This is a genomic window from Phenylobacterium sp. (assembly GCF_046291545.1).
Lineage (GTDB): Bacteria > Pseudomonadota > Alphaproteobacteria > Caulobacterales > Caulobacteraceae > Phenylobacterium.
Genome location: NZ_JBKBSM010000001.1, coordinates 896,907 through 914,252, shown reverse-complemented (window position 1 = coordinate 914,252; position 17,346 = coordinate 896,907). Strand labels below are relative to the sequence as shown.

The 17,346-nt window shown below is 70.2% G+C and carries 12 protein-coding genes and 1 riboswitch; of the genes, 7 read left to right on the top strand and 5 right to left on the bottom strand.

Translation table 11 applies throughout. The features are described from left to right. Positions 1 to 67: 67 nt before the first annotated feature. Positions 68 to 1,060, bottom strand: coding sequence for an alpha/beta hydrolase (locus tag ACK4YQ_RS04585; RefSeq protein ID WP_409608729.1), 993 nt, complete (start codon positions 1,058 to 1,060; stop codon positions 68 to 70). A 168-nt stretch (positions 1,061 to 1,228) separates the two neighbouring features. Here ACK4YQ_RS04585 and ACK4YQ_RS04580 point away from each other — a divergent pair, with 168 nt between their 5' ends. The 4 genes from ACK4YQ_RS04580 (at position 1,229) to ACK4YQ_RS04565 (ending at position 4,799) form a co-directional block, all read left to right on the top strand. Next, positions 1,229 to 2,227, top strand: coding sequence for an NADPH:quinone oxidoreductase family protein (locus ACK4YQ_RS04580; protein WP_409608727.1), 999 nt, complete (start codon positions 1,229 to 1,231; stop codon positions 2,225 to 2,227). Positions 2,228 to 2,306: 79 nt separating this feature from the next. Further along, positions 2,307 to 3,179: an SDR family oxidoreductase gene (locus ACK4YQ_RS04575; RefSeq protein ID WP_409608725.1), complete on the top strand. Its 873-nt coding sequence runs from the start codon at positions 2,307 to 2,309 to the stop codon at positions 3,177 to 3,179. Further along, a complete protein-coding gene (locus tag ACK4YQ_RS04570; RefSeq protein WP_409608723.1) occupies positions 3,176 to 3,910 on the top strand; it encodes a 2OG-Fe(II) oxygenase in 735 nt (244 codons plus the stop codon). The genes ACK4YQ_RS04575 and ACK4YQ_RS04570 overlap by 4 nt, the downstream gene beginning before the upstream one ends. A 46-nt stretch (positions 3,911 to 3,956) precedes the next feature. Further along, positions 3,957 to 4,799, top strand: a complete 843-nt coding sequence (locus ACK4YQ_RS04565; RefSeq protein WP_409609524.1) for a DMT family transporter — start codon at positions 3,957 to 3,959, stop codon at positions 4,797 to 4,799. Between the two features lie 9 nt (positions 4,800 to 4,808). Here the strand turns inward: ACK4YQ_RS04565 and ACK4YQ_RS04560 are convergent, their stop codons facing one another. Then, a complete protein-coding gene (locus tag ACK4YQ_RS04560) occupies positions 4,809 to 5,231 on the bottom strand; it encodes a YkvA family protein (protein ID WP_409608721.1) in 423 nt (140 codons plus the stop codon). 59 nt (positions 5,232 to 5,290) lie between these two features. Here ACK4YQ_RS04560 and ACK4YQ_RS04555 point away from each other — a divergent pair, with 59 nt between their 5' ends. Then, complete coding sequence (locus tag ACK4YQ_RS04555; protein ID WP_409608719.1) at positions 5,291 to 6,073, top strand: SDR family NAD(P)-dependent oxidoreductase; 783 nt, start codon at positions 5,291 to 5,293, stop codon at positions 6,071 to 6,073. Positions 6,074 to 6,145: 72 nt separating this feature from the next. Here the strand turns inward: ACK4YQ_RS04555 and ACK4YQ_RS04550 are convergent, their stop codons facing one another. Continuing rightward, positions 6,146 to 7,684: a helicase HerA-like domain-containing protein gene (locus ACK4YQ_RS04550; protein ID WP_409608717.1), complete on the bottom strand. Its 1,539-nt coding sequence runs from the start codon at positions 7,682 to 7,684 to the stop codon at positions 6,146 to 6,148. Between the two features lie 325 nt (positions 7,685 to 8,009). Between ACK4YQ_RS04550 and ACK4YQ_RS04545 the strand changes: the two genes are divergently transcribed. Together ACK4YQ_RS04545 and ACK4YQ_RS04540 are read left to right on the top strand one after the other, a co-directional pair. Continuing rightward, a complete protein-coding gene (locus ACK4YQ_RS04545; RefSeq protein ID WP_409608715.1) occupies positions 8,010 to 9,140 on the top strand; it encodes an AI-2E family transporter in 1,131 nt (376 codons plus the stop codon). A gap of 199 nt (positions 9,141 to 9,339) precedes the next feature. Continuing rightward, positions 9,340 to 14,214 carry an NAD-glutamate dehydrogenase gene (locus tag ACK4YQ_RS04540; protein WP_409608713.1) on the top strand — a complete coding sequence of 1,625 codons (4,875 nt, stop codon included), beginning with the start codon at positions 9,340 to 9,342 and terminating at the stop codon, positions 14,212 to 14,214. Positions 14,215 to 14,232: 18 nt separating this feature from the next. Here ACK4YQ_RS04540 and purH read toward each other — a convergent pair whose 3' ends face one another. Both purH and ACK4YQ_RS04530 read right to left on the bottom strand, forming a co-directional pair. Next, positions 14,233 to 15,825: a bifunctional phosphoribosylaminoimidazolecarboxamide formyltransferase/IMP cyclohydrolase gene (gene purH, locus ACK4YQ_RS04535; protein WP_409608711.1), complete on the bottom strand. Its 1,593-nt coding sequence runs from the start codon at positions 15,823 to 15,825 to the stop codon at positions 14,233 to 14,235. A gap of 18 nt (positions 15,826 to 15,843) precedes the next feature. Further along, a riboswitch (ZMP/ZTP riboswitch) is annotated at positions 15,844 to 15,924 on the bottom strand. Between the two features lie 38 nt (positions 15,925 to 15,962). Beyond that, a complete protein-coding gene (locus tag ACK4YQ_RS04530) occupies positions 15,963 to 17,264 on the bottom strand; it encodes an Hsp70 family protein (protein ID WP_409608709.1) in 1,302 nt (433 codons plus the stop codon). Positions 17,265 to 17,346 lie beyond the last annotated feature (82 nt).

Below are 17,346 nucleotides of genomic sequence, written 5' to 3'. Positions count from 1 at the left end.
CGTCGACGGAAGGCGCGGAATATAGGGCGAACGTCCCGCAAGACCAAATGCGCCCGCCTGCGACCCCCTAGCGCGCCAGGTGACGGTCGAACCAGGCGGCGATGTCGCCGAACACGCCGGCGCATTCGGGACTGTCCGGGGCCGCCGTGTATTCGGCGTGGCTCATCGCCTCATAGACCTCCAGGCGGGCGTCGACGCCGGCCTTGCGCATGGCCCGATAGACCCGAACCGTGTCGCTGAGCAGGATGTCGCGGGTGCCGGTGGTCAGCAGGCTGGGTGGAAAGCCGGCGAAGTCGCCGTGGACCGGCGAGATCAGGGGATGCATCAGGCTCTCGCCGCCGGCGTAGAGCTTGCCCGCCTCCTCCAGCACGCCTTCGAAGAATGGCAGGACGCCGTCGACCCCGGCGTTGGTGCGATAGCTGTCGCTTTCGCCGGAGAGGTCCGACCAGGGCGTCGATGGGGCGAGGGCCGCCGGCAAGGGCAGGCCGAGAGCCTTCAGCTTCAGGGTCATGGCCAGGAGCAGGCCGCCGCCGGCCGAGGTGCCGAAAACGCCGATGCGGGCCGGCTCGTGCGTCTCGATCAGCGCCCGCCACGCGGCCACCGCGGCGGGGAACGGGTGGTCCGGGGGCATCCTGTAGTCGACGGAAACGACCCGTGTCCTGGCGTAGGCCGCGCCCAGCACCGCCTCGGCCACGCTGGCCTCGCCGCCATAGATCACATAGGCGCCGCCGTGAAAGTGGAGCAGGACGCGCTCCCGGTTGGCGGGGTCGACCTGCGGCGGGGTCACTTCACGGACGGTGACGCCGCCCAGGGTGCGGGTTTCGATCTGCGCCGGCGCCCGCTCCAGCAGGGCCGCCAGACGCTCGCGCCCCATGGCGTCGCTCGCCGCGATCATGCCCCGCCACTGCTCGGGCGTCTGTGGCGCGCGCTGCAGCACCTCGATCGGGGTTTCGGCCAGCAGGGAGATCGAGCGCTGCAGCTCCGGGCTCGCGGTCTTGGGCACGGGCAGGACTCGTGCGGCCACAGTGCGGGGCGTCAGCCTGGGTGCGGCGTCGTCCATTCTCTTCCTCCCGGTCCTGTCGTCAGCGTCAGTGAACGGCGCGCCGGAGGCCGGCGCAAGGCGCCCCCCGCGGCGCCCTCAAACAAATGTTCGCCTGCGGCCTTCCGCCCGGCGGGCCGCTGGGCTAGCGTCGCGCCGAAAATTGAGACTGAGAAGCGGGAGGCCCCCATGAAGGCGTTGCTGAGCAAACAGGTCGGCGGTCCGGAGACCCTGGTCCTGGAGGACCTGCCGAGCCCTGAGCCCGGCAAGGGGTTCGCCGTGGTGTCGGTGAAGGCGTGCGGCGTCAACTATCCCGACGTCCTGATCATCGAGGACAAGTACCAGTTCAAGCCGGCCCGGCCCTTCAGCCCGGGCGGGGAGATCGCCGGCGTCGTCAAGGCGGTCGGCGAGGGCGTCACCAACGTCAAGGTCGGCGACCGGGTGCTGGGCAACACCGGCTGGGGCGGCATGGCCGAGGAACTGGCCCTGGAGGCCGGCCGCCTGCAGAAGATCCCCGACACCATGCCCTTCGATGAAGCCGCCGCCTTCATCATGACCTACGGCACCTCGTATCACGCGCTGAAGGAGCGGGCGAAGATCAAGGCCGGCGAGAGCCTCCTGGTGCTGGGGGCCGCCGGCGGCGTGGGCCTGGCGGCCGTGGAGCTCGGCAAGGCGATGGGCGCGCGGGTGATCGCCGCGGCGTCCAGTCAGGAAAAGGTGGACCTGGCCATGAAGCACGGCGCCGAGAGCGGGGTGGTCTATCCGCCCGGCCCGTTCGACCGGGATGGGCAGAAGGCGCTGGCCGAGATGTTCAAGCAGGCCTGCGGGCCGAACGGCGTGGACGTGATCTACGACGGCGTCGGCGGCGACTACGCCGAGCCGGCGTTCCGCTCCATCGCCTGGGAAGGCCGCTACCTGGTGGTCGGCTTCCCGGCGGGCATTCCGAAGATCCCGCTGAACCTGCCGCTCCTGAAGGGCGCGGACATCGTCGGCGTGTTCTGGGGCGCGGCGGTGTCGAAGGATCCCAAGCAGCACCAGGAGAACGTCCGGGAGCTGTTCGATCTGCATTCCGCCGGCAAGATCAAGCCCTTCGTCTCCGAGCGTTTCCCCCTCGCCCGGGCCGGCGAGGCCATCACCCACTTGGCCAGCCGCAAGGCCATGGGCAAGGTCGTGGTGACCATGGACTGAGGCGAGGGGGCGCCTCTCGACGGCGCCCCCGCTCCCCGCTACTGATCGGCGTTCACATAAGACGGCGAGGGAGGCCGGCATGGCGGGGCGTCTGGACGGCAAGGTGGCGGTGATCACGGGCGGCTGCTCGGGGATCGGCCTGGGGACGGTGGAGCTGTTCGCGGCCGAGGGCGCGAGCGTGGTGGCCGCCGACATCCAGGACGAAAAAGGCGCGATGCTGGAGAAGCGGTTCGGCGGCCGCGTGCGCTACGCGCACTGCGACGTCACCCGTGAAGACCACATCGCCGGGGCTCTGAACCTGGCCAAGAGCGAGTTCGGCGGCCTGGACGTCCTGTTCAACAACGCCGGCATCTCCGACCGGATGACCTCGATCACCGAGATCACGCCGGAAGGCTGGGACTGGATCTACGCGATCCTGGTGCGCGGGCCGGCCCTGGGCATGAAGCTGGCCGCCCCCCTGATGGTGGAACGCGGCGGCGGCTCGATCATCAACACGGCCTCCATCGCCGGGCTCCAGGCCGGCTGGGGGCCGATCGCCTATTCCAGCGCGAAGGCGGCGGTGATCCACATGAGCAAGGTGGGCGCGGCCCAGCTCTCGCCGCAGAAGATCCGCGTGAACGCGATCTGCCCCGGCCTGATCGCCACCTCGATCTTCGGCGCCTCCATGGGCATGCCCCGCGAGGTGGCCGACCAGATGGCGGCGCGGGTCGCCGAGCATGGCGCGGCCGCCCAGCCGGTGCCCAAGGCGGGCGTCCCCGACGATATCGCCCAGGCCGCGCTGTACCTGGCGTCCGACGCCTCGGCCTTCGTCTCCGGAACGCACCTGGTGGTGGACGGCGGCATCACTGTGGGCGGGCGCCACGCCTGGGACCAGACGATGGTCTCGCCCTTCGCCCAGATCCTGGGCGTCACGCCCGAGGCCCTGGCGGAGGCGGCGGCCGCCCAGTCGTGAGCGGCGCCGGCCACCCCAGGCTCGCCGGCGACCTCGACCCGGCCAGGCTCCGGCCGCTGTTCCAGCGGCACGGCCGGCTGCATCTGCCGGGCGTCTTCGATCCGGCGGACGCAAGGGCGATCGGCGAGGCCCTGGCCGGGCCGGTCCCCTGGTTCCGCTCCCTCACCGTCCACGGCAAGAGCTACGACATCGGCCTGGAGACGCTGCAGGCCATGCCCCCCGAACGTCGCCGGGAGCTGGACGCGGCCGTCCAGGCGACCGCGCGCGAGGGGTTCCAGTACCTGTTCGACGCCTGGCGGCTGAGCGACGAGATGGACGCCGGCCGCCGCCAGGGCGGGGCCCTGGCGCCGCTGGAGTCGCTCTACGAGTTCCTGAACGGCCCGGTGTTCCTGGGCTTCATCCGCGCGCTGACGGGCGAGCCCCGCGTCGACTTCTGCGACGCCCAGGCCACGCGCTACCGGCCGGGCGATTTCCTCACCGCCCACGACGACGACGTGGAGGGCAAGAAGCGCCTGTTCGCCTATGTCCTGAACTTTACGCCGGCCTGGCGGGCGGACTGGGGCGGCCTCCTCGCTTTCCACGACGCTGACGGCCATGTGGCCGAGGCCTACGTCCCGCGCTTCAACGCCCTCAACATCTTCCGCGTGCCCCAGGCGCACGCGGTCACCCAGGTCGCCTCGTTCGCCGGCGGCGATCGCCTTTCGGTCACCGGATGGATCCGTGAGCGCTGAGGAACCCCGGCCCGGGCTCGCGCCGAACGTGCACGGCGCCCTCTGGATGCTCGCCTCGGCCGTCGGCTTCACCGCGATGACGACGCTGATCAAGTTCCTGGGCGACGACTACCCGGCGGCGCTGCAGACCTTCTACCGGCAGGCGGCGGGCCTGATCGTGCTGGCGCCGGTGATCATCCAGCGGCGCAGCGCCGCCTTCGCCACCACCCGGCCCTGGATCCTGATCTTCCGGGCCAGCGCCGGCACTCTCGGGGTGATCCTGTCGTTCTACGCCTTCCAGAAGATGCCGCTCGCCGACGCCAACGCGCTCTCCTTCACGCGCACGCTATGGCTGGTGCCGCTGGCCGCCTTCGTGGTGCGCGAGCGCGTGGGTCCTCTGCGGATCGGCGCGGCGGTGGTCGGCTTTCTCGGCGTGCTCCTGATGATCCGGCCCGGCGCCGGCGGGAGCTTCGCCATCGGCGTGCCGGCCTTGGCCATGCTGGCGTCCTCGCTGCTATTCGCCCTCACCGTCACCGGCATGAAGGTGATGACCCGCGACCACAGCCCCATGGTGCTGCTGGTCTGGTCGGCGACCCTGGGCCTGGTCTTCGCCCTGCCCCCCGCCCTCTTCGTCTGGCGCTGGCCGGCCCCTATGGACCTGTTCCTGCTCTGCCTCATGGGCGTTATGGGGACCCTCACCCAGGGCTGCTACATCAAGGGCATGTCCATCGGCGACGCCGGCGCTATGGCGCCGATCGACTACATCCGCCTGGTGTTCGCCACCGCGGCCGGCCTGCTGCTGTTCCACGAGATTCCCAGCGCCTGGACCCTGGCCGGCGCCGGGGTGGTGGTGGCCTCGACCCTGTTCATCACCTGGCGCGAGCAGCACCTGGCGCGGCGCGCGAAGTAGCGCCGCGTCTCAGTCTTCCCCGGCGCGGTCCAGGAATTCGCGGGCGGCGTCCTTGTGATGCGGCTTCACGTGCTTGCCCACCAGGCTCAGGAGCACGGCGATCACGGCCGCATCGTCGGTGAAGCCGACCAGGGTGAGCACGTCCGGCAGGGCGTCGGTCGGCACCACGAAATAGGCCAGGCCCGCCAGCATGAGGCCCTTGGCGGTGGAGGGGGTCGCCGGATCGCGCGCGCAGTACCAGATGGAGACCAGGTCGGCGGCGAAGGGAATCCTGCGGGCGACCCGCCGCATCTTGGGCCAGAAGCCCCGCGCGACGCGCTGTTCGTTGACCTGCACCACCGCCGGAACCAGCGCCCGCGACGGATCAAGCGTGTCGCGCGGATTAAATCCGCCGGCGTTGACGTGGGGTGACGCTTTTGAGTCCGCGGTCATCGGGCTAAAGCGATGCTCCTCTTCTAGCCCCATTAAACGCATTGGGAGGCGTAGCGTCCATGGAACTCAATTCATCCGTCGCCGCGGTGGTCACCGGCGGGGCGTCCGGCCTCGGTGAGGCGACCGTCCGCGCCCTCGCGGCCAAAGGCGTCAAGGTCGCCATCTTCGATATGAACGAAGCCAAGGGCGAAGCCGTCGCCAAAGAGGTGGGCGGCGTGTTCTGCAAGTGCAACGTCACCTCCGAAGAGGATGTCGACGCGGCCTTCGCCAAGGCCCGCGCGGCGCACGGCCAGGAGCGCATCCTGGTGAACTGCGCCGGGACCGGCAACGCGATCAAGACCGCCAGCCGCGACAAGAAGACGGGCGAGACCAAGCACTTCCCGCTCGACGCCTTCAACCTGATCATCCAGATCAACCTGGTCGGCACCTTCCGCTGCATCGCCAAGTCGGCGAAGGGCATGCTGGACCTGGAGCCGCTGGCCGACGGCGAGCGCGGCGCCATCGTCAACACCGCCTCGGTCGCGGCTGAGGACGGCCAGATGGGCCAGGCGGCCTATTCCGCCTCCAAGGGCGGCGTCGTCGGCATGACCCTGCCGATCGCCCGCGACCTGTCCGGCGACGGCATCCGCGTGAACACCATCCTGCCGGGCATCTTCAACACCCCGCTGATGAACGCGGCCCCGCCGCAGGTGAAGGAAGCCCTGGCCGCCTCGGTGCCGTTCCCCAAGCGCCTCGGCAACGCCGAGGACTACGCCTCCCTGGCGCTGGAGATGATCACCAACCCCTACTTCAACGGGGAAGACGTGCGTCTCGACGGCGCCATCCGCATGGCCCCGCGCTAAGCAGGTCCGCGCCGGCCCCGGATCGCATTCGGGGTCGGCGCACGCAGTCCTTTCACGCCTTGAGCCGCCGGTTCACCGGCGGCTTTTTTGCAGGCCGCCCAGGACGCCGCGGATCAGCTCGCGGCCGACCTGATTGCCGATGGTGCGCAGCATCGACTTGGCGAAGGCCTCGCCCATGGACTGGCGGTTGGAGTTTCGCCGGGACGGCGCCCGGCTTGCGGAAGGCAGCCGCTCGGTGCGCCGCGCCTGCCGTTCGCGCACCGCCGCGTCCGCGGCGGCCTCCTTGTCCGCCTGGGCGCGGGCCTCGGCCTCCTCCTTGGCGTCGGCCGCCTGCTCGGCCCGGGCCTTCAGCAGCTCGAACGCCGATTCCCTGTCCTTGGTCTGGTCGTAGAGGCCCTTCACGGGGCTGGCGGCCATGGTCGCGGCCCGCTCTCCGGGCAGGATCGGTCCCAGGCGAGACGCCGGCGGGCGCACCAGCGTCTTCTGCACGACCGTCGGCGCGCCCTTGGGGTCGAGCACCGAGACCAGCGCCTCGCCGACGCCCAGGGCCTGGATCGCCTCGGCCGTGTCGAAGGCCGGGTTCGGCCGGAAGCTGTCGGCCGCCGCCTTCAGCCCGCGCTGGTCGGCGGGGGTGTAGGCGCGCAGAGCGTGCTGAATACGGTTGCCGAGCTGCCCCAGGACCGTGTCGGGGATGTCGGCCGGATTCTGGGTGACGAAGTAGACCCCCACCCCCTTGGAGCGGATCAGCCGCACCACCTGCTCGATCTTCTCGATCAGCCCCTTCGGCGCGTCGCGGAACAGGAGGTGCGCCTCGTCGAAGAAGAAGGCCAGTCGCGGCTTGTCCGGGTCTCCCACCTCGGGCAGCTCCTCGAAGAGCTCGCTCATCAGCCACAGCAGGAAGGTGGCGTAGAGCCGCGGCGAGGCGATCAGCCGGTCGGCCGCCAGCATGCTGACATAGCCGCGGCCGGAGCCGTCCACCCGCATCAGGTCCGATAGCGCCAGGGCCGGCTCGCCGAACATGTTGGCGCCACCCTGGTCCTCCAGCACCAGAAGCTTGCGCTGGATGGTCGCGACGGTGGCGGGAGAGACGTTGCCGTAGCGCGCGCCGATCTCGCGGGCGTTCTCCCCTACGAAGGTGAGGGCCGCTTGCAGGTCCTTCAGGTCCAGGAGCAGAAGGCCTTCTTCGTCGGCGACGCGGAAGGCCACGGTCAGCACGCCTTCCTGGGCGTCGTTGAGCTCCAGCATGCGCGACAGCAGCAGGGGGCCCATTTCCGAGACGGTGGCGCGGATCGGATGGCCCTGCTCGCCGAACAGGTCCCAGAAGATCACCGGGGCGGCGGCCGGATCGAGCGTCAGGTCCATCTTGGCGGCTCGGGCCTGGAACTTCTCGTTGGGCGTCCCAGGCTGGGAGATGCCGGAGAGGTCCCCTTTCACGTCGGCGGCGAACACCGGCACGCCGGCGTCCGAAAGGCCCTGCGCCAGGATCTGCAGCGTCACGGTCTTGCCGGTGCCGGTCGCGCCGGCGACGAGGCCGTGCCGGTTGGCCCGGTTCAGGAGCAGGAGCTCCGGATGGTCGGAATAGCCGATCAGCACGCCGTTCTCGCCCGCCATGCGCATCTCCTCTGCTTCGCCGCCAAGCTAGCGGCGCCGTGCGTCGGCATCCACCGCAAGAAGCTGGTCGCGGTCGCGCTTTACACCCGCGCCCCGCGGCGACAGGCTCGCGTCCTGCGGGCGGCGCCGACCCTCGCCGCAGGCCCGGACGGCTTTCTCTGCGGGGTCGCGTACACTCCCTTTACCGGCCTCAGGTAAGGGGACGGTCTCCCACGCATCCGGATCGATGCGGAATCAATCACCTGTCGTTGCGGCGACATCGGCAAATTCTGTTCAAGCGGCCGACGTTTCGCTCTAGGACTGATCGCAACGAATCGACCGTCCCATGACCGTCCAGCCCTCCGCCGTATCGCGCAACGCCCTGGTGATCCTCGCGGTGATCGCCTGCGGCGCCGTGCTCTACCTGTTGCACGGCATCTTCACGCCCCTGGCGCTGGCGGTGTTCCTGGCGGTGATGATCGACGGTCTGGCGCGAGGCATCCGCCGGGTCGCGCCCGTGCTGCCCGTCGCCTCGGTGCTCCCGGTGGCGATCCTCGTGTCCGTCGGCCTGTTCGGGGTGGCCGCATTCATCATCGCCGACAACGCCACCGCGTTCTTCAGCCAGCTTGTCGACTACACTCCGCGCCTGAACGCCCTGATCGCCCAGGCCGCCGCCCTGGCCGGCGTGCAGGTGCCGCCGACGGTCGGACAGCTCTTCCTGGAGCTGAACCCCAAGCAATACCTGGGCGAACTGGCGCGCGGGCTTCAGGGCTTCGCCTCGGACGCCATCTTCGTGCTGATCTACCTCGGCTTCATCCTGGCTTCGCGCAGGGGCTTCGAGCGCAAGGTGATGGGGCTGTTCCCCGACCGCGGCGAACGCCGGGAGGCGACCGAAGCGTTCCTGCGCATCCGCAACGGCGTGGAGCAGTATCTCTGGGTGCAGACGGTCACCGGCCTGATGATCGCCGTCGGCTCGTGGATCGCCATGCAGGTGCTCGGCCTGCAGAACGCCGTCTTCTGGGCGTTCCTGATCTTCATCGCCTCCTATATCCCGATCGTCGGCGGCGTCGTCGGCGTGGCCGCGCCGCCGTTGTTCGCCCTCGTGGAGTTTCCCACCATCTGGCCGGCGGTGATCCTGCTGGCGGTGCTGCAGACGATCCAGTTCGTCGTCGGCAACGTTATCCAGCCGCGCATGCAGAGCGACAGCCTGAACATCGACCCCGTGGTGGTGCTGCTGTCCCTGGCGTTTTGGGGGGCGATCTGGGGGCCGGTGGGCATGTTCCTGTCCACGCCGCTGACGGTGATGGCGATGGTCGTGCTGGCTCAGTTCGAGGGGGCGCGATGGGTGGCGGTGCTGCTCTCCGCCGACGGCCAACCCCTGAAGAGTTCCGACGACGACCGCCCCGGCCAGCCCGCCCGCACGCCCGCGACGCCCCGCCGCAGGCCGTCCGCACGATCTTCAAAGCGAGAGTCTTAAACTTGAGAGCGCGCTCCCTATCTATGGCTTATCCGGTCCCCAAGCAGCCGGATGTCTCGACGTCCGCTTTTCGCGACGGCGGACGTAACGAGCCCCCAGCGCTCCGCCGCCCCCCCCACGGCGGAGCCAGGCGCCGCCGGACTCTCTCCTCCGGCGGCGTTCTCGTTTGTCCGACGCTGTTGAGTGAAGCGAGGCGCGCATGACCCGCAAAGCCGTCGTGAAGCGGGCCGCGGGCCGCCCCGCCCAAGCCCTTATCCAAGCCTTCGAAACCCGCCTGGGCGCCGACCTCGACGAGGCGGCGCGCCTGTTCGTGGGCCAGGCCGCCGAGGACGCCGCGCCCGACGAGTTGCCGGAACTGTCCGTCGACGACCTCGCCGCCAATCTGGCCGACTTCTGGAAGTTCGCCGCCCGACGCAAGGGCCGCGGGCCGATGATGCGCATCGTGCCGGTGATCGGCGGCGAGGCGGCGGGCTTGGACCGTCTGGAGGTGGTGCAGGACGACAGCCCCTTCCTGGTGAACAGCGTCATGGGCGAGATCAGCGCCCAGGGCTACTCCGTACGCGCGATGTTCCACCCCCTGCTCACCGTCGGGCGCGACCGTGCGGGCGAACGCACGCCCCAGGGAACGCAGCGTCGGGAATCGATGATCCAGGTGATCCTCGAGCGGGTGGGCGCCGACCGCGAGCCGGTGCTTCTGGGCGGCCTGGCCGAAGCCCTCACGGACGTGCGCGCCGCCGTCGGGGATTTCCAGTCGATGCTGGACCTGATGTCGCGAACCGTGGCCGAGCTGGAGGCCGACGGACCCAAGGGCGAGGCGCTCAGCGAGGACATCGCGTTCCTGCGATGGCTGCAGGAGGAGCACTTCGTCTTCCTGGGCGCGCGGGTCTACCAGTATCCGCGCCTGGCCGACGGGGACTATGCGGCCGAAGAACCCCTGTTCCAGCCCCAGGACGGCCTGGGCGTCCTGCGCGACCCCGAGCGCCGGGTCCTGCGCCGCACCAATGAGCCGGCCCTGCTCACGGCCCAGCTTCGGCGCCGCCTGGAGCTGGATTCGCCCGTGACCGTGGCCAAGGCCAACCTGCGCTCGCGGGTGCACCGTCGCGGCTACATGGACTACATCGGGGTCAAGCGCTACGGCGCCGACGGCCGGCCCGCCGGCGAGGTGCGGTTCGTGGGCCTGTTCACCTCGGAAGCCTATGACGAGCCGACCGAGGACGTGCCGCTGATCCGCGCCAAGGTGCGCAACGTGCTGCTGCGCGCCGGCAAGACGCCAGGCAGCCACAACGCCAAGCGCCTGCACAACATCCTGGAGAACTATCCGCGCGACGAAGTCTTCCAGATGAGCGAGGACGAGCTCCTCGCCCAGGCCCTGGCCGTTCTGCACCTGTTCGACCGACCGCGGGTGCGGCTGTTCGAACGGCGCGATCCCTACGACCGATTCGCCTCTGTCCTGCTGTTCGTGCCGCGGGACCGCTACGATTCCGAGCTTCAGACCAAGGCTGGCCGGTTGCTCGCCGAAGCCTACGGCGGCCGCGTGTCGGCGGCCTATCCATTCTTCTCCGACGCCCCGCTGGCGCGCATCCACTACATCATCGGCTTCACCCCGGGCCTGCACGCCGACGCAGACCTCAAGGCCGTGGAGGCCGAGATCGTCGAGCTGTCGCGCACCTGGGGCGACCACTTCGAGGCGGCCGTTCGCGACAGCGGCCGCCTGCGCGAGGAGGTGACCAAGACCCTTACCCGCTACTTCGAGGCGTTCCCCGCCGGCTATCGCGAGCGCTATGACGCCGCCGAGGCCCTGGCGGACGTGGCCGCGATCGACGACCTCGGGTCCGACGAGCCGGTCCGGGTGCGCGCCTTCCGCCGGCCGGACGACACGGCCCTACAGTTCCGCTTCAAGCTCTACCGCCAGGGCCAGCCCGCGCCGCTCGCCGACGTGCTGCCGATCCTGGAGCACATGGGCCTCAAGGCCATCGCCGAGTCCGGACACCCGGTGAGGCCCGCCGGCCAGGCGCCGGTCTGGGTGCACGAGTTCGAACTGCGCGACGAGCGCGGAGAGCACCTGGTGTTCGCCGAGGTCAAGGACGCCTTCGAGGAGGCCTTCGTCGCCATCTGGAGCGGGCGCACCGAGAGCGACGGATTCAACCGCCTGGTGCTGGAGCTGTCGATCTCCTGGCGCGAGGCGGCGCTGATCCGCGCCCTCGCCCGCTATCGCCAGCAGTCGGGACTGGACCCCTCCCAGAGGGTCCAGGAAGAGGCGCTCGCAGCCCATCCAGGCGTTGCGCGACTGATCCTGGATCTCTTCCGCACTCGCTTCCATCCGGCCCTGCACGCCGAGCTGGCCGACCGCCAGGCCCAGGCTAATGCGGTGATGGCGCAGATCCTCGAAGCCCTGCAGCGGGTCGACAGCCTCGACGAGGATCGCGTGCTGCGCCGCCTGGCCCTGCTGGTCCAGGCGATCCAGCGCACCAACTTCTACCAGACCGGCGAGGACGGAGCGCCCAAGCCCTACATCTCCTTCAAGGTGGCTTCGCGCGAGCTGGCCGACCTGCCCGCGCCCAAGCCGTTCCGCGAGATCTACGTGTGGGCCACGCACGTGGAAGGCGTGCACCTGCGCTTCGGCCCCGTCGCCCGCGGCGGCCTGCGCTGGAGCGACCGCCGCGACGACTTCCGCACGGAGGTGCTGGGCCTAGCCAAGGCTCAGCAGACCAAGAACGCCGTGATCGTTCCGGTCGGCTCCAAGGGCGGCTTCTATCCCAAGCAACTGCCCAAGGGCGGGGCGCCGGACGCGGTGCGGGCCGAGGCCGTCCGCGCCTACACCACCTTCCTTCAGGGCCTGCTCGACATCACCGACAACCTGACCCCGGACGGCCAGGTCGTGCGGCCCGAGCGGGTGATCGCCCACGACGGGGACGACCCCTATCTGGTGGTCGCGGCCGACAAGGGCACGGCGACCTTCTCCGACATCGCCAACGGCGTGGCCGAGTCCTACGGCTTCTGGCTGGACGACGCCTTCGCCTCGGGCGGCTCGGCCGGGTACGACCACAAGGAGATGGGCATCACCGCCCGCGGCGCCTGGGAAGCGGTCAAGCGCCACTTCCGCGAGATGGGCAAGGACATCCAGGCCGAGCCCTTCACCGTGGTGGGCGTGGGCGACATGTCCGGCGACGTCTTCGGCAACGGCATGCTGCTGTCGCGGCAGACTCGGCTGCTGGCGGCCTTCGACCACCGCCACATCTTCCTCGACCCGGATCCCGACCCGGCGGCCTCCTACGCCGAGCGCGCGCGGATGTTCGCCCTGCCCCGCTCCTCGTGGGACGACTACGACCGCCAGGCGATCTCCCCCGGCGGCGGCGTCTTCGCACGCACGCTCAAGTCCGTACCGCTCTCTCCGCAGGTGCAGGCGATGCTGGGGGTGACGGCCGAGGCGCTGACCCCCGCCGAGCTGATCAGCGCCATCCTCAAGGCCCCGGCGGAGCTCCTCTACCTGGGCGGCATCGGCACCTATGTGAAGGGGGCCGGCGAATCCAATCCGGACGTCGGGGACAAGGCCAACGACGCGGTGCGGGTCAACGGGCGCGACCTTCGGGTCAAGGTTGTCGGTGAAGGCGCCAACCTGGGCCTGACCCAGGCCGGGCGCATTGAGTTCGCCCTCGCCGGCGGCCGTGTCGAGACCGACGCCATCGACAATTCGGCTGGCGTCGATTCCTCGGACCACGAGGTCAACATCAAGATCCTGACCGGGGCTCTGGAGCGCAACGGCGTGCTGACGCGCAAGGCCCGCGACAAGCTCCTGCGCTCCATGGTCGACGAGGTGGCCAGCCACGTCCTCGCCCACAACTACGACCAGACCCTGGCGCTTTCGCTGCTGGAGATGGACAGCGCAGGGGAGTTGGAGCCGCATGCGCGCTTCATGGCCCGGCTCGAGTCCGAGGGGCGCCTGGACCGCTCGGTGGAAGGTCTGCCCGACGCCAAGGTGATCGCCGAGCGAGCCCAGGCCGGCGTCGGCCTGACCCGGCCCGAACTGGCCGTGCTCTTGGCCTATGGCAAGCTCGAGCTGTCCGCCGAGGTGGTCGAAAGCAGCGCCATCGAGGAGCCGTTCTTCGAATCCCTGCTTGAGGCCTACTTCCCCAAGCCGCTGCGCAAGTACGCCGATGCGATCCGCCGTCACCGGCTGCGTCGCGAGATCATCGCCACCGTCGTCGCCAACGACGCCGTCAACAGGTGCGGGCCAAGCTTCCCGACGCGGCTCATGACGGCGGCGGCCTGCGACGTACGGGCGTTCGTTACGGGCTACGAGGCCGCCAAGGCGGTGCTCGGCCTGCCGAAGTTCTGGACGGCGGTGGCCGAGCTCGACGGAAAGGTCCCGGCCAGGGCGCAGATGCTCCTATTCCGTCGTCTGACCGCGGCGCTGCGGGGCGAGACCTTCTGGCTGGCGCGGCGGGCTTCGCGGACCGGCGCCACCGTGAGCTCCCTGGTCGCACGCTACGGCCCGGCCCGAAAGATTCTCGCGCCGCTGACGCCGGCGATCCTGTCCGACACCGAGCGGGCCGGCGTCGAGGCCGCCGCCGCAGCCCTGGTCGAAGCGGGCGCGCCAACGGACCTCGCCATGGCCGCAGCGGCGCTGCAGTCGATGACGGTGACGTCGGATCTCGTCGACCTGGCCGAAGGCTCGAGCTGGGGCCTGGCCGAGGTGGCGCGGCTCTACCACGCGACGGGCTCAGCCTTCGCATTCGACCGACTTCGGGCGGCGGTGGGCGCCTACCGCGCCGGCGACCATTTCGAGCGCACCGCCGTGCGCCGCCTCGTCGAGGATCTGCTGGCCGAGCAGTCGGCGCTGACCAAGGCGGTCATGGAGTTCGCCGGCGACGCCCAGGCGGGGGAAAACGCAGACGCCGCCCGCGCCGCCGTCGCCTCCTGGGCGGCCCTGCGGCGGGACGCGGCCGAGGCCGCCCGGCGAACGGTGGACGAGATCGAGTCGGCCGGCGGCGGGTGGTCGTTCGCTAAGCTCACCATCGCCAACGCCGCCCTGCGCGAGCTGGCGAGCGCTCCGGCCAAGGGACGGCGTAGATAGCGCCCGTCCCGCCGGCCGCTAGTGGCGGAAAACCCGTAGGCCGGTGAACACCATGGCCACGCCGTGGGCGTCGGCGGCCTCGATCACCTTGTCGTCGCCGATCGAGCCGCCCGGCTGGATCACCGCCGTGCAGCCAGCCTCGGCCGCCTGGATCAAGCCGTCGGGGAACGGGAAGAACGCCTCCGAGGCGCAGGCCGAACCCTTCAGATCCAGGCCGAAGTCGGCGGCCCGCAGGGCGGCGATACGGGCCGAGTCCTTCCGGTTCATCTGGCCGGCGCCGATGCCGAGCGTCTGGCCCTCGCGGGCGTAGACGATGGCGTTGGACTTCACGTGCTTGGCGACGGTGAAGGCGAACAGCATGTCGCGCACCTCTTCCGGCATCGGGGCGCGCCTGGTCACCACCTTCAGGTCGGCGGCGGTCAGCCGGGAGTCGTCGCGGCTCTGCACGAGGAAGCCGCCGGCCACCGACTTGAACGTCTCGCCGGGGGCCAGCGGGTCGGGCAGGCCGCCGGTGGTCAGCAGGCGCACGTTCTTCTTCTTGCGGAACAGGGCGACGGCGTCCTCGTCGGCGTCGGGCGCGATCACCACCTCGGTGAAGAGCTTCAGGATCTCGGTTGCAGTCGCGGCGTCGAGCGTCCGGTTGAGGGCGACGATGCCGCCGAACGCGCTGGTCGGATCGCACGCGAGCGCGCGCTGGTAGGCCTCGACCATGGTGGCGCCGCTGGCGACCCCGCAGGGATTGGCGTGCTTGATGATGGCGCAGACCGGACCCGCATGCGGTTCGAACTCGGCCACCAGCTCGAAGGCGGCGTCGGTGTCGTTGATGTTGTTATAGCTCAGCTCCTTGCCCTGGAACTGGCGGGCGTTCGCCACCCCCACGCGGGCCTCGGAGGTGCGGTAGAAGGCCGCCTTCTGGTGGGGGTTCTCCCCATAGCGCATGGTCTGGACGAGTTCGCCCGAGATCGTGCGGCGCTGCGGCGCCTGTTCGCCGAGCTGGCCGGCGAACCAGGTGGAGATGGCCGCGTCGTAGGCGGCGGTGCGGGCGTAGGCGCGCGCGGCCAGGCGCTTGCGCAGGTCCAGGGCGGTGGCGCCGTCGGCCTTCAGCGCCGCCAGGACCTCCTCCAGGTCCGCCGGTTCGGTGCAGACCGCCACATAGCCATGGTTCTTGGCGGCCGAACGGATCATCGCCGGTCCGCCGATGTCGATGTTCTCGACGCAGGCGGCGAAGTCGCCGCCTTTCGCCACGGTCGCTTCGAAGGGATAGAGGTTCACATAGACGAGGTCGATGGCGCCGATGCCGTGCGCGTCCATGGCCTTGCGGTGCTCGGGCGCGTCGCGGACGCCGAGGAGCCCGCCGTGCACCACCGGGTGCAGGGTCTTGACCCGCCCGTCCATCATCTCGGGAAAGCCGGTGAGGTCGGCCACGTCCTTGACCGCCAGGCCCGCGGCCGCGATCGCCGCCTTGGTGCCGCCCGTCGAGACCAGCTCGACGCCCATGTCGGCCAGGGCGCGGGCGGCTTCGACGAGGCCGGTCTTGTCGGACACCGAGATCAGGGCGCGCCGGACGGCGACGCGATCGGGAGCGGGCGGGAAGTCGGGAGCGGCGGGCACGGCGTCTCTCTTGGTCAGGAGGGATGCCCAGGCGAGCGGCGTTCGAGGTCCGCGCTCCCCGGTGGTCGCCCACCTCCATCGCCAGTCACGCGGACGGCGCGGAAAATACCCGCACGCGGTGGGGAGTCAACGCGACCTCATGGCCGCATCGTCCAGCGCGACAGGTCCCGCTCCCAGCCCATCAGCGCCAGGCCCGAGGCGATCGACTCCAGCTCGCTCCCGGCCGCGATCCGGAGGGGATCGAAGCGGCGATGGAAGATCCGGCGCACGGCCGGAACCAGCGACGAGCCGCCCGTGAGGAACACCCGGTCGATCTGGTCCGGCGCAAGGCCCGCGGCCGCCAGGGCCTCGTCGACGGCGGTCTCGATCAGGCCCAGCTCAGGGGCGATCCAGCTCTCGAACTCGGCTCGGCCGACATTTCGCACGATCTCGATGGAGCCTGCGGCGAAGCGGAACTGCGCGGTTTCATCGGCGGAGAGGGCTTCCTTCAGCGACGAGACCGAGCGGTAGAGCTGGTAGCCGAGGTTTTCGTCCAGGACCTCCACCAGCCGTTCCAGCTTTTCCGGATCGACCGCCTCACGCACCAGCCGGCGGATCTCGCGCATGTCGCGGCTCGCACGCATGAGGGCGAGCTGATCCCAGCGGGCGAAGGCCGAGTAGTACCGGTTGGGGATCGGCAACACCTTGCCGAAGGTCTTGTAGGCGGATCCCTTGCCGAGCTCAGGGGAGACCAGGTGGTCGATGATCCGGTAGTCGAAGGCGTCTCCGGCCACCCCCACCCCGGAGCGGCCGAGGGGCGCGGCCTGGATCTCGCCGCCTTCGCGGTGGAACCGGATGATCGAAAAGTCGCTGGTGCCGCCCCCGAAGTCGCCCACAAGGACGGTGGCGTCATGGTCCAGTTCGCGAGCGAAGAAGAAGGCGGCCCCGACCGGCTCGTAGGCGTAGAGGATTTCGGTGAAGCCGAGCCGCGCGAAGGCCGCCTCGTAGCGGGACAGGGCCAGGGCCGGATTGGGCGAGGCCCCGGCGAAGTTCACCGGACGGCCGACGATCACCCGCCCCGGCAGATCCGCCATCGCAGGCCCCGCGTGCTCCCGCAGGCGGAGCAGGAAGGCCGACAGCAGGTCTTCGAACAGGTAGCGGCGGCCGATGATCTGCGTCTCGGTGAAGGACTCCGAGGCGGCGAAGGTCTTGAACGACTGGATGAACCGCGTCTCCAGCGGGTCCTCCACATAGGCCTCCACCGCCCACGGGCCGGCCTCCACGGTGCGTTCTGAGAGCCGCTCGGGCGGGGCGTGGAAGCTGAGCGCCGAGCGGAAGGCGAAGATCTCCCGCTCGGGGGCGGGGAACTTCACCAGTTGCGCCGCTTCACCGGGGGCTGCGAGGGCCACCACCGTGTTGGTGGTGCCGAAATCGATCCCGAGGCTGAGGGCCTGGGCCATGGGAAACGCTCCTTGGCGGGGCCGGGCGACGGATCGCCCGCGGCCCCACGGCGAGCAGATCCCTAGACGACGATGGCTCGGC